19 protein-coding genes and 1 tRNA gene are annotated in these 22,281 nt (G+C 61.3%); 10 read left to right on the forward strand and 10 right to left on the reverse strand.

The window, feature by feature from the left end; genetic code table 11:
- Nucleotides 1–220 precede the first annotated feature (220 nt).
- From rhaM to OF122_RS16610, 3 genes are read right to left on the reverse strand one after another with little or no spacing between them, the layout of a single operon-like run.
- Nucleotides 221–538, reverse strand: a complete 318-nt coding sequence (gene rhaM / locus OF122_RS16600; RefSeq protein ID WP_264225292.1) for an L-rhamnose mutarotase — start codon at nucleotides 536–538, stop codon at nucleotides 221–223.
- Nucleotides 539–549: 11 nt separating this feature from the next.
- Entirely contained in the window at nucleotides 550–1,836 is a 1,287-nt protein-coding gene (rhaI, locus tag OF122_RS16605) for an L-rhamnose catabolism isomerase (protein ID WP_264225293.1), read from the reverse strand.
- Nucleotides 1,837–1,850: 14 nt separating this feature from the next.
- Nucleotides 1,851–3,953, reverse strand: a complete 2,103-nt coding sequence (locus OF122_RS16610; RefSeq protein WP_264225294.1) for a bifunctional rhamnulose-1-phosphate aldolase/short-chain dehydrogenase — start codon at nucleotides 3,951–3,953, stop codon at nucleotides 1,851–1,853.
- A gap of 166 nt (nucleotides 3,954–4,119) precedes the next feature.
- Between OF122_RS16610 and OF122_RS16615 the strand changes: the two genes are divergently transcribed.
- The 6 genes from OF122_RS16615 to OF122_RS16640 all read left to right on the forward strand — a co-directional run bounded on the left by OF122_RS16615 (nucleotide 4,120) and on the right by OF122_RS16640 (nucleotide 10,956).
- Nucleotides 4,120–4,932, forward strand: coding sequence for a DeoR/GlpR family DNA-binding transcription regulator (locus tag OF122_RS16615; RefSeq protein WP_264225295.1), 813 nt, complete (start codon nucleotides 4,120–4,122; stop codon nucleotides 4,930–4,932).
- A gap of 42 nt (nucleotides 4,933–4,974) precedes the next feature.
- Entirely contained in the window at nucleotides 4,975–5,970 is a 996-nt protein-coding gene (rhaS, locus tag OF122_RS16620) for a rhamnose ABC transporter substrate-binding protein (protein WP_264225296.1), read from the forward strand.
- 78 nt (nucleotides 5,971–6,048) lie between these two features.
- Nucleotides 6,049–7,584, forward strand: a complete 1,536-nt coding sequence (locus OF122_RS16625; RefSeq protein WP_264225297.1) for a sugar ABC transporter ATP-binding protein — start codon at nucleotides 6,049–6,051, stop codon at nucleotides 7,582–7,584.
- Between the two features lie 2 nt (nucleotides 7,585–7,586).
- Entirely contained in the window at nucleotides 7,587–8,567 is a 981-nt protein-coding gene (locus tag OF122_RS16630; protein WP_264225298.1) for an ABC transporter permease, read from the forward strand.
- The gene (locus OF122_RS16635; RefSeq protein ID WP_264225299.1) at nucleotides 8,564–9,571 is read left to right on the forward strand and encodes an ABC transporter permease; all 1,008 of its coding nucleotides are present in this window, start codon (nucleotides 8,564–8,566) and stop codon (nucleotides 9,569–9,571) included. Before OF122_RS16630 ends, OF122_RS16635 begins: the two co-directional genes overlap by 4 nt.
- Nucleotides 9,568–10,956 carry an FGGY-family carbohydrate kinase gene (locus OF122_RS16640; protein ID WP_264225300.1) on the forward strand — a complete coding sequence of 463 codons (1,389 nt, stop codon included), beginning with the start codon at nucleotides 9,568–9,570 and terminating at the stop codon, nucleotides 10,954–10,956. Before OF122_RS16635 ends, OF122_RS16640 begins: the two co-directional genes overlap by 4 nt.
- On the opposite strand, the gene OF122_RS16645 is transcribed toward OF122_RS16640, so the two are convergent.
- The 6 genes from OF122_RS16645 to OF122_RS16670 are packed head-to-tail and all read right to left on the reverse strand — an operon-like array spanning nucleotide 10,949 to nucleotide 17,551.
- On the reverse strand, nucleotides 10,949–11,320 hold the full coding sequence (locus tag OF122_RS16645) for a hypothetical protein (protein WP_264225301.1): 372 nt from the start codon (nucleotides 11,318–11,320) through the stop codon (nucleotides 10,949–10,951). The genes OF122_RS16640 and OF122_RS16645 overlap by 8 nt on opposite strands.
- A 4-nt stretch (nucleotides 11,321–11,324) precedes the next feature.
- Entirely contained in the window at nucleotides 11,325–13,859 is a 2,535-nt protein-coding gene (gene ctaD / locus OF122_RS16650; RefSeq protein ID WP_264225302.1) for a cytochrome c oxidase subunit I, read from the reverse strand.
- 3 nt (nucleotides 13,860–13,862) lie between these two features.
- Nucleotides 13,863–14,927 (reverse strand): sodium:calcium antiporter, encoded by a 1,065-nt coding sequence (locus OF122_RS16655; RefSeq protein WP_264227692.1) that lies wholly within the window; start codon nucleotides 14,925–14,927, stop codon nucleotides 13,863–13,865.
- Complete coding sequence (gene coxB / locus OF122_RS16660) at nucleotides 14,927–15,850, reverse strand: cytochrome c oxidase subunit II (RefSeq protein ID WP_264227693.1); 924 nt, start codon at nucleotides 15,848–15,850, stop codon at nucleotides 14,927–14,929. Before coxB ends, OF122_RS16655 begins: the two co-directional genes overlap by 1 nt.
- 59 nt (nucleotides 15,851–15,909) lie before the next feature.
- Nucleotides 15,910–17,037, reverse strand: coding sequence for a c-type cytochrome (locus tag OF122_RS16665; RefSeq protein ID WP_264225303.1), 1,128 nt, complete (start codon nucleotides 17,035–17,037; stop codon nucleotides 15,910–15,912).
- A complete protein-coding gene (locus tag OF122_RS16670; protein WP_264225304.1) occupies nucleotides 17,030–17,551 on the reverse strand; it encodes a cytochrome c oxidase assembly protein in 522 nt (173 codons plus the stop codon). The genes OF122_RS16665 and OF122_RS16670 overlap by 8 nt, the downstream gene beginning before the upstream one ends.
- Nucleotides 17,552–17,863: 312 nt before the next feature.
- Between OF122_RS16670 and OF122_RS16675 the strand changes: the two genes are divergently transcribed.
- Both OF122_RS16675 and OF122_RS16680 read left to right on the forward strand, forming a co-directional pair.
- Complete coding sequence (locus OF122_RS16675) at nucleotides 17,864–18,106, forward strand: hypothetical protein (RefSeq protein WP_264225305.1); 243 nt, start codon at nucleotides 17,864–17,866, stop codon at nucleotides 18,104–18,106.
- An 87-nt stretch (nucleotides 18,107–18,193) separates the two neighbouring features.
- Nucleotides 18,194–19,315, forward strand: coding sequence for a 5-methyltetrahydropteroyltriglutamate--homocysteine S-methyltransferase (locus OF122_RS16680; RefSeq protein ID WP_264225306.1), 1,122 nt, complete (start codon nucleotides 18,194–18,196; stop codon nucleotides 19,313–19,315).
- A 274-nt stretch (nucleotides 19,316–19,589) separates the two neighbouring features.
- On the opposite strand, the gene OF122_RS16685 is transcribed toward OF122_RS16680, so the two are convergent.
- Nucleotides 19,590–19,663: transfer RNA gene (locus OF122_RS16685), tRNA-Gly, on the reverse strand.
- Nucleotides 19,664–20,044: 381 nt separating this feature from the next.
- On the opposite strand from OF122_RS16685, the gene OF122_RS16690 reads away from it, so the two are divergent.
- Together OF122_RS16690 and OF122_RS16695 are read left to right on the forward strand one after the other, a co-directional pair.
- Nucleotides 20,045–21,304, forward strand: a complete 1,260-nt coding sequence (locus OF122_RS16690; protein WP_264225307.1) for a quaternary amine ABC transporter ATP-binding protein — start codon at nucleotides 20,045–20,047, stop codon at nucleotides 21,302–21,304.
- Entirely contained in the window at nucleotides 21,297–22,229 is a 933-nt protein-coding gene (locus tag OF122_RS16695) for an ABC transporter permease (RefSeq protein ID WP_264225308.1), read from the forward strand. The genes OF122_RS16690 and OF122_RS16695 overlap by 8 nt, the downstream gene beginning before the upstream one ends.
- Nucleotides 22,230–22,281: the final 52 nt, after the last annotated feature.

A 22,281-nucleotide genomic window follows, 5' to 3' on the forward strand; every position in this document is an offset into this window, starting at 1 on the left:
CTTTGGTGCCCAAAAACAGCGCTGTCGATTGTGGAAATGCTGCTGGACCCCGGGAACAAGCCCCGGGGTGACATGGAGGGGGTACGGAAACGGCAATTGTCTCAAACCACCCTGTCATCCCGGCTCAGGGCCAGGGTGACAGAGTGGTGAATGGGGAAGAACGGCGGCCAGCCCAGGCAGATGTCGATTGGTCCGGGAACCGCAACGCGGTCCAGTTGTGCTAGGGAAGCTCGAACATCTTGATGAGTTCGACCTGTACGGGCGAGCTGTCGGGGTTGGTTTCCATGATATCGCCCATCATGGCCCACCAGCGCCCCATGATTTCGGTTTCGGGCAACCGGTCCATGGCGTGATTTTCGGCTCGCACCAGCGTTGCGAACAGGTGATTGGTCTCGGGGTCGAGCCAGATCGTATAATCGGAAATGCCGCTCGATTTGAGCAGTTCGGCCAATTGGGGCCAGATCGCATCGTGGCGGCGCTTATATTCATCGGCCTGGCCCGGATTGAGGATCATGCGGAAAGCGATGCGTTCACCCATCCTTATCTCCTTTAGACGATGCCGCCGCTGCCGCCGGCACTTGCGGGCCTGATGGCGGCAACAGCGTTGCGGTAGCCCGAGCGCCGATAGACGCCTATCGGGTCGATGGCCGCGCCCTTGTTCCTTCGGGCCATGGCAAGGATGGGTTCGACATCGGTGCGGAACGCGCTTTTGAGCGTCTGGCTGGCCATCAGCGCGTCGTTGGTCTGCTGATGGTGCGCCAGGGCTTTGCGGTCAACGAGCAGGGCCTGGGCATAGGCGCGCTGGACCTCCATGGCGCTTTGCATCAGGCTTTCGATGGGATCGGTGACGTTGTGGCTCTGGTCGAGCATATGGGCGGGATCAAAACCCTTAACGCCGCGCTGTTCGGCATCGACCAGTTCGTTGAAAACCAGAAACAGGCGGTAGGGATCGATCGAGCCGGTATCGAGGTCATCGTCGCCATATTTGGAATCGTTGAAATGGAAGCCGCCCAGCTTTCCGAACTGGATGAGGCGAGCCACGATCATTTCAATGTTCACATTGGGGGCGTGGTGGCCGAGATCGACAAGGCAGAAGGCCTGCTCGCCCAGTTCCCGGGCGATCATGTAATTGGTGCCCCAATCCTGAACCACCGTCGAATAGAAGGCCGGCTCGTACATCTTGTGTTCGGTGAAGATGCGCCAGTCGGACGGCAGGGCTTTAACGACATCCTTCATGGAGGCCAGATAGCGCTCGAACTGGGCGGTGAAACTGGCCTGGCCGGGGAAATTCGAACCATCGCCAACCCAGACGGTCAGCGCCTTCGAACCAAGGGCCTTGCCGATTTCGATGCATTCGATGTTGTGATCGATGGCCTGCTGGCGGGTCGCCGCATCGGTGTGGCTGAGCGAGCCGAACTTGTAGGAATGGGCCTGGCCCGGCGCGTCGGAAAAGGTGTTCGAGTTCATGGCGTCGAACCCAAGCCCCACCTCGTCGCCCTTGGCTTTAAGGGCCTTCGGGTCTTCCTTGTCCCACGGGATATGCAGGGACACAGTGGGGGTTGCGCCGGTCAGCTGATGGATGACGCCGCAATCTTGAAGCTTGTCGAAGATATCGCGCGGCTCGCCGGGGCCGGGAAAGCGGGCAAAGCGCGTGCCGCCGGTGCCGACGCCCCAGGAGGGGACGGCAACGCCATAGGCGGCAACCTTTTCGGTGATCTTTTCGATGTCGATGCCGCGACGATCAAGGTGTTCGCCCAAAGCCGCGTAGTCGGCCTGGAGGGCCTTGTCGCGCCCGGAATTGGCTTCTCCGACCATATCCGTTGAGATTTTGCTCATGACGGCCCCTTCCCTCAGCGCGTAAAGCTTTGCGCGTTGCCCGCGTCGACATTGATGATGTTGCCCGTCGATTTTGCCGACATGTCCGATGCCAGGAAATAGACGGCTTCGGCGATGTCCTCGGGAAACACCGAGCGCTTGAGCATAGAGCGCTGCCGATAATGCTCTTCGAGCTCGTCGGTATCCATCTTGTAGGCGGCGGCGCGCTGTTCTTTCCACTCGCCGGTCCAGATTTTCGAGCCGCGCAGGACGGCATCGGGGTTTACCACATTGACGCGGATCTGTTCGCCCGCGCCCTCGAGCGCCAGACAGCGCGCGAGGTGGATTTCGGCGGCCTTGGCCGTGCAATAGGCCGACGCGTTGGGCGATGCGGCCAGACCGTTCTTTGAGGCGATGAAGACGACATTGCCGCCGATATTCTGGGCGCGGAACAGCCTGAACGCCTCGCGGCTGACCAGGAAATAGCCGGTCGAGAGGATATCCATGTTCCTGTTCCAGAGCTCGAGGGTGGTTTGCTCGATCGGCGCCGAGGAGGCCAGCCCGGCATTGGACACCAGAATGTCGATGCCGCCGAATTCGACGACGCCGGCGGCAAACCCGTCGATCACAGCAGCTTCGCCGGTCACATTCATTTCGACGGTGCGCACGACATCGGGGGAAAACGCGGCGATCAGTTCGTCCCTTGCCGCCTTGAGTCCGCCGGTGTCGATATCGGCGAGCACGACGCAGGCGCCTTCACGCAGCAGGCGAACCGCCGTTGCCTTGCCGATCCCGCCGGCGCCGCCGGTGACCAGCGCAACCTGTCCGGCGAGCGATTTGGGTTTCGGCATGCGCTGGAGCTTGGCTTCTTCAAGCAGCCAGTATTCGATATCGAAGGCTTCCTGCTCGGACAGGCCCTGATAGGTCGAAACCGAGGATGCGCCGCGCATGACGTTGATGGCGTTGACGTAAAACTCGGCGGAAATCCGCGCCGTCGCCTTATCCTTGGCGAAGGTGAACATGCCGACGCCCGGCATCAGATAGACCACCGCATTGGGATCGCGCATGGCGGGGGAGTTGTCGTGCTTGCAGCGCTCGTAATAGGCGGCGTAGCCGGCGCGGTAGTCCTGGATCTGGCTCGCCAGATTATCGATCACGGCGTCAATGTCGGGATTGGCGGGATCAAAGGCGATCACCAGCGGCCGGATCTTGGTGCGCAGGAAGTGGTCGGGGCATGACGTGCCCAGGGCGGCGAGAGGCTCGAGATCGCTCGAATTGACGAATTGGAGCACGGCGTCGCTGTCGTCGAAATGGCCGACCTTGTGGCTGTCGGCGGAAATCATGCCGCGGATGGTTGGCATGAGGCGCGCGGCGATGGCGCGGCGTTGGTCAGCGGGGAGCGATTTGACCTTCTCGCCGCCGAACGCAGGCGATCGGGCGGTTTTGGTCTCGAGCCAGTCCATGGCGGTGTTGATGGTGGCGATTGTGGTTTCGTAGCACTGCCTGGGCGTATCGCCCCAGGTGAACAGGCCGTGGGATTCGAGGATGACCCCCTTGGCGTCTGGGTTTTCAAGGCAGAATTTTTCGAGCCAGAGACCGAGTTCGTAACCGGGCCGCTTCCAGGGCAGCCAGCCGATGGAATCGCCGAAAATCTCGTGCGTTAAGGCTCTGGAATCCTTTGCGGCCGCGATGGCGATGATTGCATCTGGATGCATGTGATCGACGAAGGGTTTGGGCACATAGGCGTGCAGCGGGGTATCGATGGATGCGGCGCGGGGATTGAGATTGAAGGTGGTGTGGGGAAGATAGCCCACCATCTCGTCCTCGAATTCAACGCCGCGATAGAGCGATTTGAGGGCGCGGAGCTTGTCCATATAGAGCGTGGAAAAGCCGTCGAGCTTGATGGTGCTCACGTCACCGCCAGAGCCCTTGACCCAGAGCACCTCGACCTTTTCGCCGGTCAGAGGGTCGGTTTCGAGGATTTTCGAGGATGTGTTGCCGCCGCCGTAATTGGTGACGCGCTTGTCCGAACCCAGAAGATTGGAGCGGTAAACGAGCCGCTCGGCCTCGGTCATGCCTGCCGCTTTGGCATCGTCCCACAGGTTTGCGATGCGCGCGGGCGCTGATGACGTGCTCATGGAATCCTCCCAAGTGTGCAGGCGTATTTTTGTGCAATAACCACACGCAAAACGATCAAAGTCAATCACTAACAATCACACACACCCAATCATGCTCGATAATGACACTTATTGATTGACAGTGATCGTATTTGGTGATGGCATGATGGACGGGAGGAGATGGTTCATGCACGAACGCGAACGCCACAAGGTCATTCTGTCCGCCGTTCAGGCGCGACCGGTCGCGACCGTTTCCGATCTTGTCGATCTTACCGAAACCTCGGAAGCCACGATCCGTCGGGACATTGCCGCGCTGCATGTGCAGGGCAAGCTGCGGCGGGTGCGCGGGGGCGCCGAGGCGATCAACCCGCCGACCCAATCGGGACTGGTCGGGCGGCCGTTCAGCGTCAATGAATCGATCAACGTTCCGCTCAAGCGAGCCATCGCCAAAGCGGCGGTCGATCTGTGCTCGGACGGGGACTCGATCATCATCAATGGCGGGACGACCACCTATCAGATGGTGTTCCACCTGATCGCGCGGCGGCTGCAGGTCTTTACCAATTCGTTCCCGATTGCCAGCCACCTGCTGACCCATTCGAAAAACAGCGTGGTGGTGCCCGGCGGCACGATATATCGCGAGCAGAACATCATCCTTTCGCCCTTTGAAAGCGATGTGACGCGGCATTTTTATGCGCGCCGCATGTTCATGGGCGCCCAGGGACTGGGGCGGCACGGGCTGACCGAGGCCGACCCCTTGCTCATCCAGGCGGAAATGAAACTCCTGGGACAGGCCGACGAACTTGTCGTTCTCGCCGACTCCACGAAATTCCGCCAGCGCTCGAGCCTTATCCTGTGTCCGCTCGAACGCATCTCAACAATCATCACGGACCGCGGCATTCGCGACGAAGATCGTCAAATGCTCGAGGATCACGGCATCACACTCATCATTGCCGATGCCGGTGAGCGGTCGAACACGGAGGAAGCTTCGTCGGTCGCATAGGGGCCGGTGTCGATAAACAACCAAAGCTCCAGGGAGGACTTCATGAGCTTGATCAAAACCCTACTGACATCCACGGTCATTGCTGCATCCATGATGACAGTGACGGCGCCCGCCCAGGCCCAGACCCGCATTGCGGTGCTGGTCAAATCGCTGGGCAACGGCTTTTTCGAGGCCGCAGCACGCGGCGCAGAAGAAGCGGCAGAGGAAATCGGCGATGTCGAGATCATCTATACCGGGCCGACCGAGCCGACGGCCGAGGCCCAGATCGAAGTCATCAACACGCTGATCGCACAGCAGGTCGATGCCATCGCCATCTCGGCCAACGACCCCGACGCCGTGGTTCCCGCGCTGCAGCGCGCAATGGAACGCGGCATCACGGTGGTTTCCTGGGATTCCGGTGTTGCGGAAGCCGGGCGTGAAATGCATCTCAACCCGTCCTCGAATGCGCTGATCGGTGACACGATCATCCGTCTGGCCGCCGACCACCTTCCCGACGGCGGACAGGTTGCCATTCTTTCGGCCACCGCAACGGCCACCAACCAGAACATCTGGATCGAGGAGGCCCAGGCGGTTCTTCCGAACTATGAGGGGATCGAACTGGTCGACATCGTTTATGGCGACGACCTTTCGGACAAATCCTACCGCGAGGCCCAGGGCCTGATGCAGTCCTATCCCGAACTCGACGCCATTATTGCGCCGACCACGGTGGGCATCGTTGCAGCCGCCCAGGCGGTGACCGATGCGGGCAAGATCGGCGAGATCAATGTGACCGGCCTGGCCCTGCCCTCGGAAATGGCGGGCCATATCGAGTCCGGCGCTTCGAAATCCTTTGCGATCTGGAATCCCATCGATCTGGGCTATTCGATCACCCATATCGCCCATGCCCTGGCAACGGACGCGGCGACCGCCGAGCCCGGCGCGACCATCGGCATCGGCCGGGTGGGCGAGGTGACAATCGGCGACAATGGCGAAGCCGCCATGTCCGAGCCGTTCACCTACGACGCCTCCAATATCGATGAGTACAAGGACATCTTCTAGTCCATGCTGGAGGGACCCGGCGGCCGATGCTGCCGGGTCCCCCTGTCTTTTCCGATCCGATTACAAAGGTCCGCGACGATGGCCGCCGCACTATCTGCCACCGCGCCGCACACAGATGCGGATGCCCCTGTGTTACGCCTTTCGGGCATTTCCAAATCGTTCCCCGGCGTCAAGGCGCTGGATGGCATTTCGCTCGAGCTTTATCCCGGACAGGTCACGGCGCTTATCGGAGAGAACGGGGCGGGAAAATCGACGCTGGTCAAGATCATGACCGGCATTTATCAGCCCGATGCGGGCACGATCGAATTGGGCGGCCAAGAGATCAATTTCGGTTCGGCGCATAGCGCGCTCGATCATGGCATTACGGCCATTCATCAGGAAACGGTTTTATTTGACGAGCTCTCGGTCGCAGAGAACATTTTCCTGGGCCATGCTCCGCGCACCCGTTTGGGCTTTGTCGACTGGAAAACATTGCGGGCAGAAGCCGCCGATATCCTGAAATCGATGGGAGCGCCCATCGAGCCATCGGCCCGGCTCAAGGATCTCTCGATTGCCAGCAAGCATCTGGTCGCCGTGGCGCGGGCCATGTCGATCGAAGCGCAGATCGTCATCATGGACGAGCCGACCGCGGCGCTGTCGCACAAGGAAATCGAGGAATTGTTCGTTCTGATCGACCTGCTCAGGCAGGACGGCAAGGCGATCTTGTTCATCTCACACAAATTTCACGAAATCTTCCGCATTGCCGACCGCTACACGGTGTTCCGCGACGGGCAGATGATCGGCGCGGGCAAGATGGAAGACACCGACCAGCGCGAACTGGTCAGGATGATGGTGGGCCGCTCGGTCGATCAGGCTTTTCCCAAGCAAGACGTGGCTATCGGAGAAACCGTTCTCGCGGTCGACAATCTCTGCCATCCCACCGAGTTCGACTCCATCAGCTTTGAGCTCAGGAAAGGGGAAATCCTCGGCTTTTACGGGCTGGTGGGCGCCGGGCGCTCGGAACTGATGCAGGCTCTTTTCGGCGCGACTGCCCCTTCATCGGGGCGGGTGACGCTCAATGGCGCACCGGCACTTGCAAAGTCGGAAGCGGATGCCATCGAAAAGGGCATCGTCTATGTTCCCGAAGAGCGCGGGCGGCAGGGCGCGGTGATCGGGCTGCCGATTTTCCAGAACATTTCCCTTCCTTCGCTCAAGAAAACGTCCCGCCAGGGGTTTCTCGACCTCGCAGCCGAGTTCGCGCTCGCCCGGCAATATGCCGAAAAGCTCGATCTGCGCGCGGCATCGCTCAGCCAGGACGTCGGCACGCTTTCGGGCGGCAACCAGCAAAAGGTGGTGATCGCCAAATGGCTGGCCACCCAGCCCAAGGTCATCATTCTCGACGAACCCACCAAGGGCATCGACATCGGCTCGAAAGCGGCAGTGCATGCCTTCATGAGCGCGTTGGCCGCAGAGGGGTTGTCGGTGATCATGGTGTCTTCGGAGCTGCCCGAGATCATGGGCATGTCGGACAGGGTGATCGTCATGCGCGAGGGCCTTATTGCCGGGGAATTCGCGCGCGACGCGCTCGATGCGGAAACACTGGTGCGGACCGCAGCCGGAATTGAGGATCACTGAATTTGGCCTATGTACTCAAACATCGCGAATTCATTCTCTTGGGCGCCATCGCGGTGCTGATCGCCCTGATCACCGTGCGGTTTCCCGGCTTTATCGCCCCGGTTAATCTGGTGCGGGTGTTTGACGACACCTCCATCCTGATCATCCTGGCGCTGGGGCAGATGGTGGTGATCCTTACCCGCTGCATCGATCTTTCGATTGCCGCCAATCTGGCGCTGTGCGGGATGATCGTGGCCATGCTCAACATGATTTTTCCCGACCTGCCGGTGCCAGCGCTGATTGCCATCGGCATCATGGCAGGCGCAGCGCTGGGCGCGTTCAACGGCATTTTGGTGTGGAAACTCGACATGCCCTCGATCGTCGTGACACTGGGCACCATGACCATCTTTCGGGGTTCGATCTTCCTTCTTTCCTCGGGCCAATGGGTCAACGCGCACCAGATGTCTGAAGCCTTCAAGGCCTTTCCGCGCGCAACGCTCATAGGCATGCCGGTATTTTCCTGGTTCGCCATTGCCGTGATTGCCGTGTTTTTCGTGCTCATGACCCGCACGCCGCTGGGCCGCGCGCTTTATGCCGTGGGGGTCAATCCCACCGCGTCGGTCTATGCCGGCATCGATGTGGGCCGCAGCCGGTTTTTTGCGTTCGTCATATCGGGCATGGTTGCCGGCCTGGCCGGGTATCTTTGGGTGGCGCGCTATGCGGTCGCCTATACCGATATCGCCGGAGGGTTCGAGCTCGAGGTGGTTGCGGCCTGTGTGATCGGGGGCATTTCGATTGCCGGTGGCATCGGCACCGTGGGTGGTGCGGTGCTCGGGGCGCTGTTTTTGGGCGTGGTCAAGAACGCCCTTCCGGTGATCGGGGTTTCACCGTTCGCCCAGATGGCCATTTCGGGCGCCGTCATCATCATTGCCGTCATCTTCAACGCCCGCGCCGAACGCAAGAAGGGCCGGATCATCCTGCGCAAAGCCGAGGCCCATTCATGAGCACCTCCGCCCCCTCCCCCCGTTCCATCCCCGACCGGCTCGACAGCCCGCTTCTGAGTGCGCTCAAAAGCTGGGAATTTCTGTTGCTGCTCGTTGCCGTGGCCATCTTTGTCTTCAACAGCTTTGCGACGCCCTATTTTCTTTCGCCCTGGAGCCTTTCGGACGCCACGTTCAACTTCACCGAACGCGGCATCATCGCCCTCGCCATGGCGATGGTGATCATTTCGGGCGAGATCGACCTTTCGGTTGCCGGCATTCTGGCCCTTGCCTCGACGGCGATGGGCGCCGCCGCTCAGGTCGGGGCCGGTGTGCCCGAACTCGTGGTGATCGGGCTTGGCGTGGGCGTTTTGTGCGGCATGTTCAATGGCATATTGGTGGCCGGGCTCAAGCTGCCCTCGATCGTGGTCACCATTGGCACGATGAGCCTGTTCCGCGGCATCGCCTATATCGTTTTGGGCGATCAGGCCTATACCGGCTATCCCGCCGGTTTTTCGTTTTTCGGACAGGGCTATGTCTATTGGGTCATCTCGTTCGAGATCGTCCTGTTCCTGATCATGGCCGTCATCTTCTACGTGCTGCTGCACCGCACCAGTTTCGGGCGCTCGGTCTATGCCATCGGCAACAACAATCTCGCCGCCCGGTTCTCGGGAATCCGCGTGCAGCGGGTCAAGTTCATCCTTTTCATGCTCACGGGCGCCATGGCCGGGCTCGCCGCGATCCTTTTGACCTCGCGGCTGGGATCGACGCGTCCCTCGATCGCCTTTGCCTGGGAGCTTGAGGTTGTGACCATCGCGGTGCTTGGCGGCATCTCGATCCTGGGTGGAGCGGGAAGCATATTGGGCGTGGTGATTGCCGGGTTCGTGATGGGGCTGGTGACCTTCGGGCTAGGGCTGCTGAACGTTCCGGGGATCGTGATGTCGATTTTCACCGGCGCCATGCTGATCATCGTCATCGCGATGCCAATCGTCATCGGTCGGATCCGCAACAGGCTCGCGCGTCCATGAGCCATGTCGGCGTCATCGATATCGGCAAGACCAACGCCAAGTTTGCCGTGGTCGATACCGAAACGCTGCGCGAAATCGCTGTCCGTACACGTCCCAATACCGTCATTGAGAGCCCGCCCTATCCGCACTTCGATATCGAGGGCATATGGGATTTTCTGAAATCGGCGATAGCCGAGTTCAATGCCCGATACCGATTGAGCGCGCTGACGATCACCACCCATGGCGCGACGGCGGCGCTTGTCGACGAGGCGGGGGAGCTGACGCTGCCGGTTCTCGATTATGAGCATGACGGGCCGGACGGCGACCGCGGAGATTATGACGTTATCGCGCCACCATTTGCCGAAACGCTTACCCCCAGGCTGCCGGCGGGGCTCAATCTGGGGGCCCAGCTTTTCCATTTGCAGCGCCATTGGCCACAGGCCGTTGCGCGCACGTCCGCCATTTTGACCTATCCGCAATATTGGGCTCATCGCCTGACGGGCGCGGCCGCATCGGAACTGACCTCGCTGGGCTGCCACACGGGATTGTGGGATTTTGAGCGCGGCGATTTTTCCTCGCTGGTCGATGCCATGGGCATCCGCGACAAGTTCCCGCCCCTTCGGTCGGCATTTGACGTGCTGGGCACTGTCAGGCCGGTTTTGGCAAAAGAGCTGGGGCTGGGCGACGAGGTGCCGATCCATTGCGGCATTCACGATTCCAACGCTTCGCTGCTGCCTCATGTGCTGACGACCCAACCGCCTTTCGCCGTCGTCTCCACGGGCACCTGGGTTGTGGTATGCGCGCCCGGCGGGGCGCTCGACGGGCTCGATGAAACGCGCGATTGCCTTGCCAATATCGATGCGCTGGGACGGACGGTGCCATCGGCGCGATTCATGGGCGGGCGGGAGTTTTCGCTGCTGACGGGCGGGGAAATCTGCGAGCCCGAAGATGCGGTGACCGAGCGGGTCCTGCGCGATCGGATCGTGCTGCTGCCGTCCGTGCAGACCGGGTCGGGGCCGTTTCCGCAAAGCATTGCACGCTGGAGCCTGCCGTCCGATGACCTCGATGCGGCGACACGCCATTGTGTCGTCTCGTTCTATCTCGCCCTGATGACGGCGGAATGCCTCGCGCTGGCCGGCGCCAGAGGTCCGGTGATCGTCGAGGGGCCTTTTGGGCGCAACCGGTCCTATCTCGACATGCTGGGAGCGGCGACCGGTCGCCCGGTCATCGCCAATGCCGGCAACGCGACCGGCACCAGCATTGGCGCCGCCCTTCTGACGCTAGGGCCGCAGGCGCGGCCAAATCTCGATTACACCGCCCTGCCCCCGGCCGCCAATGCGGGCCAGATGGCGCTCTACGCCAAGGCCTGGCGGCAGGCGGTGGACCACCCTTTCGCCCCTATCTGAGCGCCCCGCACGCGGGCAGCATGAGGGTGCCGATCCCAGCATAGGCGATCGCCAAAAGCGATAGTGCCGAGAGGGCCCGCATCACGAAAGCCAGAAAATTCCACTGTTCGCTTTCGGCACGCGTGCCGGTAAAAAGCGCATAGGTCGGCGCTGTCCAGACAATGCCAGCACAGCAGGCGAGGCCGGCCAGCACGCTGACGGCCAGAACCCAGGCGCTGACGATGCCCTGATCGACACTGCCTAAGGCGCACAGAGCCGATTGACCGCCATACATGGCGGTCAGCTGGAGCGCCCAGCAGATCGGGCCGAATATCAGAAATAACAGCGTGGCGACCATACGCCGGGATGAGGATACGTCACTCATGGCCCTATCCAATCAGGCGCGGGAAACCGTGGATCAGCAACAGCCCGACGAGCCCCTGCCCCACGGTGTAATAGTAGAGAAGCGCGGCGTTATCGAATGTTACGCGACGGACGCTGTCGAGCTGGCCGGTGATGTGCCGCGCCGCGGCGAACAGGCACATGATGATGGCCGCCGCGCCGGCCTGGCCGGTCAGGATCGGCGCCATATAGACCATGGCGCCATAAGACGATGCGGTCGGATCCAGCCCGGTCAGCATGTGCCCCCAAATCTCGAGCCCCACCGCGCCGGCCATGGCCAAGGCGGCCAGGACCATCGCGGCGACAACCGGAACGCTGCGCCGGCCCTCGCGGGGGATCGCCCGGCCGGCCCAGGCCAGAACCGCGGCCCCGCCGACAAACAACAAAGCGCTGCCCAAGGGCAAGAGAAGGGATGGCGGCGCGGGTGAGCCGACCGGCGCCCAGACGTCGGGTGAGACCGTCCAGAGATAGAGATAGGAAAAGATGTAGGACACATAGAGCGAGGCCGAGACCAGCATCAGGACGACCATGGCCCACCAACTGTGAGACAGCGGACCGGTGACATAGGTCGGCGCCCTGATGCCGCCACCGATATCGACCTTGCCGATGCCGGGCCTGTCGAGTTGCCAGGTCCAGACAAGGCAGGCGGCGATGGCAAGCACACCGCAGGCCAGCGCGATCTCGACCTGCTTGATGGTCAGAAGCAGGAAGAAGGCCGCCGTCATGGCCGCCGCCGCCAGTTGCGACCAGCCCGGTCCGGGCATCTGCAAGACGTATTGCGGCCTGGCATCGACAGCCGAGGTGACAAGGGTTTCGCGGCCCCCGGTCGGAGCGTTGGGGAGGTAATGGAGGCCTTCATCGACCTCCCTGGGCAGGTCGGGATTGTCCCAGACCGGCTCGCGGCTGGTCACGTGCGGAATCGAGCGCATGGCATAGACATCATTGGGCAGGAATTCGAGCGTCCCGGCGCCCCAGGGGTTTTCCGGCCCGCCATTGCCAATACGGAAATTGCGGATGAGGTCGATGACGAACACCAGAACGCCCGCCGCGATCGTGAAGGCTCCGACCGTCGAGATCATGTTGAGCACATCCCAGCCCAGATTGGAGGGATAGGTCCAAACGCGCCGTGGCATGCCGGCAAGGCCGGTTATGTGCATGGGAAAGAAGGTGACGTTAAAGCCGATGAACATCAGCCAGAACGCCCATGTGCCAAGCCGTTCCGACAGCATGTTCCTGCTCACGATCGGCGCCCAGTAATAGAAGGTCGCAAACAGGGGGAAGACCATGCCGCCGACAAGCACATAATGGAAATGGGCGACGACGAAATAGCTGTCATGGGCCTGGAAATCGAAGGGCACGACGGCAACCATGACCCCGGTCAGCCCGCCCAGTGTGAAGATGAACAGAAAGCCCAGGATGAACAATGAGGGCACGTTGAGGCGGAACCGCTTGCGGCCTGCCGCCATGGTGGCGATCCAGGAGAAGACCTGAATGCCCGATGGGATGGCGACCGCCATGCTGGCCGCTGAAAAGAAGGCAAGGCTCAGCCCCGGAATTCCGGTCGTGAACATGTGGTGCACCCACAGACCGAACGAAAAGAAACCGGTGGCGATCAGGGCCACGACGATGAGCCGGTAACCGACCAGCGGCGTCTGGGCCATCGTGGGAATCATCATGGACACCAGTCCGGCAGCGGGCAGGAAGATGATGTAAACCTCCGGGTGACCGAAGAACCAGAACAGGTGCTGCCAAAGCAGGGAATCGCCACCGAGTTCGGCCGAAAAGAACGGCCAGCCGAAGGCGCGTTCGATCTCGAGCAGCATGGTGGCGAGGATGACCGCCGGGAAGGCAAAGACGATCATCGCCGCAAAGATCAGCATGGCCCAGCAAAAGATCGGCATCTTGGCCAGCGTCATGCCGGGCGGTCGGGTGCGCAGCACGCCGACGATGATTTCTATTGCCCCGGCAATGGCCGAAATCTCGATGAACCCGATGCCCAGGAGCCAGAAATCTTCGGCGTTGCCGGGCGAAAATTCGGGCAGGGTGTTTGGCGGATACATGAACCATCCGCCTCTGGGGGCGAGGTCGTAAAGGATGGTCGAAAAGAACACCAGACCGCCAATGACATAGGCCCAGATGGCAAAGGCCGACAGACGGGGGAACGGCAGGTCTCGCGCGGCCAGCATTTGCGGCAACAACAAAACACCGAGCGCTTCCACGGCCGGGACGGCGAACAGGAACATCATCGTCGTGCCGTGGACGGTAAAGAGCTGATTGTAGAGGTCCTGGTTGACCAGCGTGTTGTCGCCCACCGCCAGCTGGGTGCGCATCACCAACGCCAGGATGCCCGCCAGTATGAAAAACAGGAACGCCACCCCGATATAGAGCGTGCCGATCACGGTGTTGTTGACCGCCGTGGGCAGTCGCCAGCCTTTGGGCGTCGCCCAGATGCGCTTGAGGTCTTCAAGCTCGCTTTCGGGGCGGGGGCCCTTGTTGGGCAATTGTTCCAATCGATCACTCATGGCTCACCGCAGGAAAAACATCACGACGAGGCCCGCCGCGTAACAGACAAACACGGCGGCCGAATCCAGCCCCATGCGCAGGACGGTCTTGTCTTGGCGCTCGGCCATCCCGATCACGAACAGGGAGGTGACCGCGATGCCCAACAACGTGCCGAAGATGGTAAATGTATCGGCCTGGGAGAGAACCGGCTCGCCTTGTGCGACGAGGTCGACCACAAAGACCAGCCCGACATTGATCAGATTGGTGCCAAGGATGTCGGACACAGCGAGCGTATAAAGGCCCTCCCTGGCCGCCGTTACCGTCGTTGAAAGCTCGGGCAGCGATGTTCCAAAGGCCAAGAGAATGAAGCCCACTGCACCGCCGCCCAGCCCCGTCTGACTGGCCAGTGCATCACCGGTCCGCGCAAGCAGATAGCCGGCGACCAGAATGACCAGCGCAAGGCCGGCGGTTCGCCAGACGAGCCCGCGCAGGGAATGCTGGCCGTGGCGTTTGCTCGCCTTTTTTTCCGCGGCGGCCTGCTGCTCGAGCAGCCTGTCGTCAACGTGTCCGGCCTGAGCCGCAACCCAGGATTTCCGCCCTTGCGAATTGGCCAGGATATAGACGGCGAAGGCGTATGCAGCCCCGCAGATCCAAGCCCAGGCGCCAATGCCGAGAATGGGGAAGTCGCCCACCACCATCCCTGCCGCAACAATGGTGATTAGCAGCACGTTCAGCCCACCCTGCAGGATGACCATGGGGTCGGGTATCGAAGAGGTGAGTGCCCTGCGCCCGATGACCAGATCGACGATCACCAGGACAACCACCTGTGCCGCAATCGAGCCGAACAGGTTGTTGACGGCCATTGCCGAGGCGCCTGTGGCGGCCGAGGTGACGGTCACGCCGATTTCAGGGAGAGACGTGACGCCGGCCAAGAGCAACAGGCCGATAGCAGCCTGACCGATGCCAGTCTTCTCGCTTATGGCATTGGAATAGCGGGTGATCCTTGCACCGGCCAGCCAGACCACGACGGCGGCGACCGCAAAGATCGCCAGATTGATCCAGATGGAAAATCCCGAAAAATCGACCATCACTGGAGCCCTTCAAGATAGGTCGCAAGGGCGTCGATCTGGCTCTCGGACAGAATTTCGTAACTGGGCATCTTGTTGTCCGGCTTGATGTGCTGGTTGTCGTCGATCCATTGCGCGAAGGCTTGCGCGGTATTGGGCAAGGTCGCCGCCGCCAGCGAATGGCGGCTGCCCACATGGGTGAGGTCGGGGCCGATCGTGCCGCGCGCCTGGGTCCCGCGTACGGCGTGACACGCTCCGCATCCGGTCTGGGTGAAAAGGGCCTGTCCCTCGCTGGCCATTTCGGTTTGCGGCTCGACCGCGGCGCTGGCCTCGGCTTCAAGCCACGCATCGAAATCCTCAGGTGATTGCGCCACGAGATGGAATGCCATCAGCGCATGGGCGCCGCCGCAATATTCAGCGCATTGCCCCCGGCTTATCCCCTCCTCTTTCGCGGTGACGGTCAGTGTGTTGGTGCGCCCGGGGATCATGTCGAGCTTGCCAGCCAGTTGAGGCGCCCAGAAGGAATGAATGACATTGGTGCTGGTGAGAGCGATTTCGACCGGCTGGCCGACCGGCAGGTGCAGCTCATTGGCCGAACTCACCCGGCGTCCGTCCGGAGTTACATAGGTTACCCGCCACCACCAGAGTTCACCGGCGATTTCGACCCGCAGGCCGTCGGGATTGGCTTGCTGGGGCTCACCGGCCCGCATCAGAGCGAAACCATAGATCAGGAGCGCGGTGAGCACGACGACAGGGAAGGCCAGTCCCATCACGACAACGAACCGCTCGCTGGAAAGCGTTCCGCGCAGCCTGCCACCATAAATGGCCAGGGCGGCGGCAACGACCACCATGGCCATGATCAGGGCGCCGCCGATCGTCATGATCCAGAACAGGGACGCGACCCGCCCGGCTTCCGCGCCTGTGGGGTGCAGAGCCGACTGCATGGAGGAGCATCCGGCCAGAAAAACCACAATGATGCAGGCTAGAAGCGAGGCAGTCCGGTTCACTGGCCACCTCCGGATGCCGGTTGCTCGAGGCTGGCGAAAAAGGCACTGACATCTTCGATCTGGCTCGGGGTCAGGTTCCGGCCGATCACGGCCATGATCTGCCCATAGGGCGTGGTATCGCGCCCGCCGTTGCGCCAGAGTTCGAGTTGCCCTTCGAGATAGGTCTGCGACTGTCCGGCCAGGTTTGGAAATTGCGGATTGCCGTTTCCATGGCAACTGGTACAGGCGGGCACATCGTCTTCCGGCACGCCGTTCATGGCGATTTCAGCGCCGCGTGCAACCTGGTCGGGATCAAATTCGGTATCAGCGGACCGGGATGGATATTGGGAATAAAGCGTTGCGAACCGGGATATGGCCTGGTCGGTGAGGGCAAAAGCTGCCGGTTCCATATAGCCGCTTTCACGCAGGCCGGCGCGGTACTCGCGCAGGGCGCGTTCGAGATAATCGGGTGGCTGTCCGGAAAGGGAGGGCACGCGGTCGCTGACCGGCCCGGTCTGGGCGTCGCCATGGCAGCGGCTGCATTCGTCGAGCACCTGAAAGCCATAGGTATCGATCGGCTCGCCATCCGAACTCGTGTCATCAAGCACGGTGCCGGGTGCAATCTCATCGTGCACCGATTTAAGATAGGCAACCATCGGCCAGACTTCGTCCTGGCGTCCTGTCCCGGGCCAGGACGGCATCCCGGTGTATTTGATGCCGTTGTCGATCAACCAGAACAGGGCGCCGGGTTCGTAGCGCTCAAAGGCATAGGCCAGGTCGGGAGGATCAGGCAGCATGGCGCGCGCCACAGGATTGCGCTCCTCGCCGGGCAATCCGTGACAGCTTGCGCATCCGCCGCGATAGTGCTCACGCCCCAAAGCGATCATTGCGGGATCGTCGAGATCGGGCACAGCGATGGAATCGGCTCTGGCACGGATCGACTGATCGCGCACGGTCTGGAGAATTTCAGTGGTGAAGTCCCAGTGCTCGCTCTTGGCACTGATATTGTAATAACCGGTCCAGACAAACACAGCGGCGCCAACCACGAATACGCCCATCAAAAACAGCGCCGCCATGCCCAGCCGCTGCCAGCGGGTCAGCCGACGCACCATAACCACGTCGTCGTCCCCTGTCCGCTCAGGCATTCATGCGCCCCTGCGCCTCAAGCGCAAGAAACCAGCGCGCGGCAATCCAGATACCGGCCAGCACATAGGTGAGCGGGCACGCGGCTACCATGATCAGCCCGGCCAACTGCTGGTCCGCGAGCGGGGAGAGCATTGCGGCGCCATCGCCATGGGCCCCCATGGCACCGTAAAGAGAGCGCGGGGCGAAGACCAGGAGCACGCCCAAAAGGCAGAAAAGCTTGCCGGTGATCAGCAGGGCAAAGATCGATCGCCAGCGGCCGGTGGCGGGCATATCGATGATGGCCGCCCAAAATCCTGCCGCTGCAAAAGCGAGAGTGAGATGCATGGCGGCCGTCAGGGCCTGTGAGCCCATGGCGGCATCGAGTACCGGCGGGCTGTGCCAGCCCCAAAGCAGCGCCAACTGGGCAGTCGTCGCATATGGCCAGTATCGCCAGATCCCTCTGATCCATCGTGTGGGAATGCCAAACAGCACCGCCGGCACCAGCAGGTTCATGACGATGATGTGCGTCAACATGTGGTGAGCCAAAGGTGTCAGTGCCCCCTCCTCCCCGCTTGAGCCTTTTCCCCGCGCACAGCCCGGGGCCCATCATGTCGCCAACGATGTTGCTCCTATTCCCGTTCCCTTTCGGCATTTAGAAAAATCGACACACAGCCGGCTCGAACACCGATGTCGGGGTTTCGCAAATAGGTCGGACACCAGGAGGCTTGCCCCTGCTCCACCCTTGCCCGCTGGACAAGCCAGCTCCCTTGGGATTCACTCGCCGTCAGGCGCGGCCTTTCCGGGTGCATCGGTGCCGGGGGAAGATCGACGCGGATGAGGTGATGCATGCAAGTGATGGTGTTCATGTCCAAGGCAGCCGACAATCCGGGCCACAAAGCCACGTTATTGGCGCTGCCCCGTGCGCCGGAGGCGGCAATTCCCAACAGCCTGCAGCATCTCGAGTGGACCTATTATGCCGAGATGGATGCCAGCGATGTTTCACTTGGCGGGCCGACAGCCCGGGTCGAAGAGCGCATTCGAAAGGACGGGTATGCCGAGGTACCGTTCAGATTGAACCCGCGGGCCTGAGCGCTGACGCGCAATATCACCACGGTGTTGTCTTGCGCGCCGTTCGGCCCTAGCCTGACCTTAACCAGCCCCAAGGAGGAGTTACTCATGGCACTCGCCAAGCCGCCCTATCGCGCCGACGTCGTCGGCAGTTTCCTGCGCCCCGATAGCATCAAGGCGGCCCGCGAGGCGCGCGCAAAAAAGAACGGCATGGGAGCCGATGAATTGCGCGCCATCGAGGACGAGGCAATCCGCGACGTCATCCGCATGCAGGAAGATGCCGGCCTCAAGGCGGTGACCGATGGCGAATTCCGCCGCGCCTGGTGGCATTTCGATTTCATGGGCATGCTCAATGGGCTCGACATCATCGAGCGTGAGGGCGGCGGCATCCAGTTTCATGGCGTGGCCACCAAGGCCGACGTGCCGGTGATCACCGACAGGCTGAGCTTTCCGGCAGACCACCCCATGCTGGACCATTTCAAGTTCGTCGCCGCCAATACCACCGTTACGCCGAAGATCTCCATTCCCGGCCCCAGCGCGATCCATTTCCGCATTGCCGAGGAGGACATCGCGGTCCAGGACTACAAGCACGACGCCGAGGCTTATTTCGAGGACATCACCGCGACCTACAAAGCCGCTGTAAAGGCCTTCTATGACGCCGGCTGCCGGTATCTGCAGATGGACGATATCTTTTTTGCCTATCTTTGCGACCCCAAGATCCGTGCCGAGCGCAAGGCCAAGGGCGAGGACCCCGATTGGCTGATCGGGCGCTATGCCAAGATGATGCACGACGCCATCGCGGACCGCCCCGAGGACATGCTGATCGGCATGCATATGTGCCGCGGCAATTTCAAATCCACCTGGGTGGCTGAAGGCGCTTATGACCCGGCGGCGGACGCTATCTTCAACCAGACCGATGTCGATATCTATTTCATGGAATATGATACGGAGCGGGCTGGCGGGCTTGAGCCGCTGCGCCTTTTGCCCAAAGGCAAGAAGCGCGTATTGCCCGGCTTCATCACCACCAAAACGGCGGAGCTCGAGGATATCGACGACCTCAAGCGCAAGTTCGAGGCAGCGAGCGAATACGCCGATATCGAGCAGTTGGGCATCGCTCCGCAATGCGGTTTTGCATCCACCGAGGAAGGCAATTCCATCACCATGGACGACCAAAGGCGCAAGCTCGACCTGGTGGTGCGGACTGCGGAAGCAATCTGGGGCCAAGTGTAAATGCATTGACGCGGGTTAGCCCGGGAATTTGAAGCAAGTATCTCACCAGCCGACCTCGGGTCTTCCACTTGTTGCGGCGGCGGTTCTGAGGTCGGTCACCGCAACGCCATGCCTATCGGCAATTTGGCCCCATCGGTGAGGTGCCAGGCTCACTTGGCGCAATGCGCGCCACCGCTCGCGCGGCCCGGGCTCTGCGCTTGCGCAGTTGCCGGGGTTCTTTTTCTTGAGATCCTTGGCCCGAAGCAAAATGAGGCTGGCCATTAGGGAGCGAAAATGGAGCGGGTGAAGGGAATCGAACCCTCGTCGTAAGCTTGGGAAGCTTCTGCTCTACCATTGAGCTACACCCGCGCGCCTGGGCGCTTAGCGAGTGCCTGTTTGCTGCAAATCGGGGCGACCGTCAAGTCGGGTGCAATGCCAGATGGGCCGCGCACCGCCGGCTTCCCAAAAAGTTTATCCTATCGCCGTTTCAGTTCTTTTGGCGCTTCCAGCGGCGATCTCAGAGGTTCCGCTATGATGTCACAAAGGCAATTGCGGCAAAAAATCGGCATAGCGCTGTTGATATCGCGCTCTGTCGCGTCTATTATCTTATATCAACATTCTACCTCTGCACGATGACCGGCCAGCCTCTACATCGATTCTGGCTCGGTGTCTTTTTGTGTTCAACTGATATAGAACGAATACAAAGCGATATTTACAGTCTTCGCGTGCGAATTTTCAACAAGGAGGCACATGGTAGTCAAGTTATCGGTACGAAACGTCTTCAAGGTCTTCGGCGAAAAGGCCGGCCCCGCACTGGACCTGCTCGAGAAGGGCAAATCCAAGGAGGAAATCCTTGAGCAGACGGGCGCCACGGTGGGCGTGCAGGATGCGAGCTTCGATGTGGACGAAGGGGAAATCTTCGTTGTCATGGGACTCTCGGGCTCCGGCAAATCGACCCTGGTGCGCATGCTCAACGGTCTGATCCCGCCCACATCGGGCTCGATCATGATCGACGGCGAGGACGTGGCGAGCTGCTCGCAAGACCAGCTTCGTCGCATCAGGCGCGAAAAGATCACTATGGTGTTCCAGCACTTTGCGCTGTTTCCCCACTGGTCCGTCGCCGACAACGCCGCCTATGGCCTCAAGGTCAAGGGTGTCAAACCCGCCGAGCGGCGCGAGAGGGCGCTCAAATCTCTCGATCAGGTGGGGCTTACCGCCTGGGCCGACAGCCTTCCGTCCGAGCTTTCGGGTGGCATGCAGCAGCGCGTGGGGCTGGCCCGCGGGCTTGCGACCGGCCCCGAAGTGCTGCTCATGGACGAGCCGTTCGGCGCGCTCGATCCACTGATCCGGCGCGAGATGCAGGACGAATTGCTGGCGCTGCAGAAAACGCTGAAAAAGACCATTGTCTTCATTACCCACGATCTCAACGAAGCACTGCTGCTGGGCGACAAGATCGCCATCATGAAGGACGGCATGTTCGTTCAGGTGGGTACCGCCCAGGAGATCGTTTCCAATCCGGCCGACGACTATGTTGCGGCCTTTGTGGCCGACATCGATCGCGGGCGCGTGTTTACCGCCGAAGACGTTTCCAATGATCCGGCGTCGGTCAAACTGGGCACCGACAATGCCGAGGACGCCATGCGGACCATGGAAGACCTCAACCGCAATGCGCTCTATGTGGTCGACGACAAGAACAACGTGGCCGGCATCGTCACCTATCAGGATCTGGCGGCGGCAACGCTCGACAACGGCATGCCCAATCCGGTGCTCGAAGATGTGATGCTGACCGAGTTTCCCACCGCAGACGCCGACCAGCAGCTTAACGAGCTTTACGGCTCGGCCAGTGCGGGTCTGCCCATCGCGGTAACCGACGACAAGAACCGTCTAGTTGGCGTCGTCGAACCTGAGGATGTCTTCGCTCAGCTCTCGGGTGAGCCCGAAGATGGCGCGTCCGACACCCCGGTTCCGGGCCCTGACGCCACAGCACAAAAGGAGGGTACGCATGTTTAGTCCCGGCGATCTCCTCATCATACCGTTCGACGACTGGATCAACGATTTCGTACGCGGGTGGCTGGTGCCCAATTTCCGGCCTGCCTTCCGCGCCGCGCAAGTGCCGATCACCATGGTGCTCAATGCGCTCGACGACTTCTTCAACTTCGTGCCGATGCTACTCACAACCGGCGTTTTCGCGCTGGCAGCGTGGAAATGGGCGGGTCGCGGCATGGCGATTTTCACGCTGATCGGCTTTGCCTTCATCGACATGATCGGGCTGTGGCCCGAGACCATGACGACGCTGGCCATGATCATCACATCGGTGCTGTTCTGTGCCGTGATCGGTATTCCGGTGGGGATTCTGGCGGCGCGCAGCAACATGACCTGGAAAATCGTGCGGCCGATCCTCGATATCATGCAGACGATCCCGTCATTTGTTTATCTCGTGCCCATCGTCATGCTGTTCGGCGTGGGCATGGCGCCGGGCATCATCGCGACGATCATTTTTGCGCTGCCGCCTATTATCCGGCTGACCAATCTTGGCATCCGCAATGTGCGCGGCGATCTGATCGAAGCGGCGCAGGCGTTCGGTTCGACCGGATGGCAAATGCTGATCGATCTGCAGATACCGCTGGCACTGCGCACCATCATGGCGGGTCTCAACCAGACGTTGATGCTGGCGCTTTCGATGGTGGTCATTGCCGCGCTGATCGGCGCCGGCGGTCTGGGCCTTGTGGTCAACACGGGCCTTGGACGGCTCGATGTAGGCGGCGCAACAGCAGGCGGGGTGGGGATCGTGATCCTTGCCATCGTTCTGGACCGCATCACGCAGGGGCTGGGCGAAAAGAACGCCGGCAATACGGTTTCCCTGCGCCAGGTGCTGGTTAACCTCATTCGCTTTCGGGGCACGCAGCCCCTGGGTGAACCCAAGAAGGCGGGCTGACCCGCCCCTTCCATGATGCGGCGGCATGACGTGCCGCCGCTTCTATCGCCTG

The organism is Pelagibacterium flavum, from assembly GCF_025854335.1.
In the GTDB taxonomy this organism is placed as follows: domain Bacteria; phylum Pseudomonadota; class Alphaproteobacteria; order Rhizobiales; family Devosiaceae; genus Pelagibacterium; species Pelagibacterium flavum.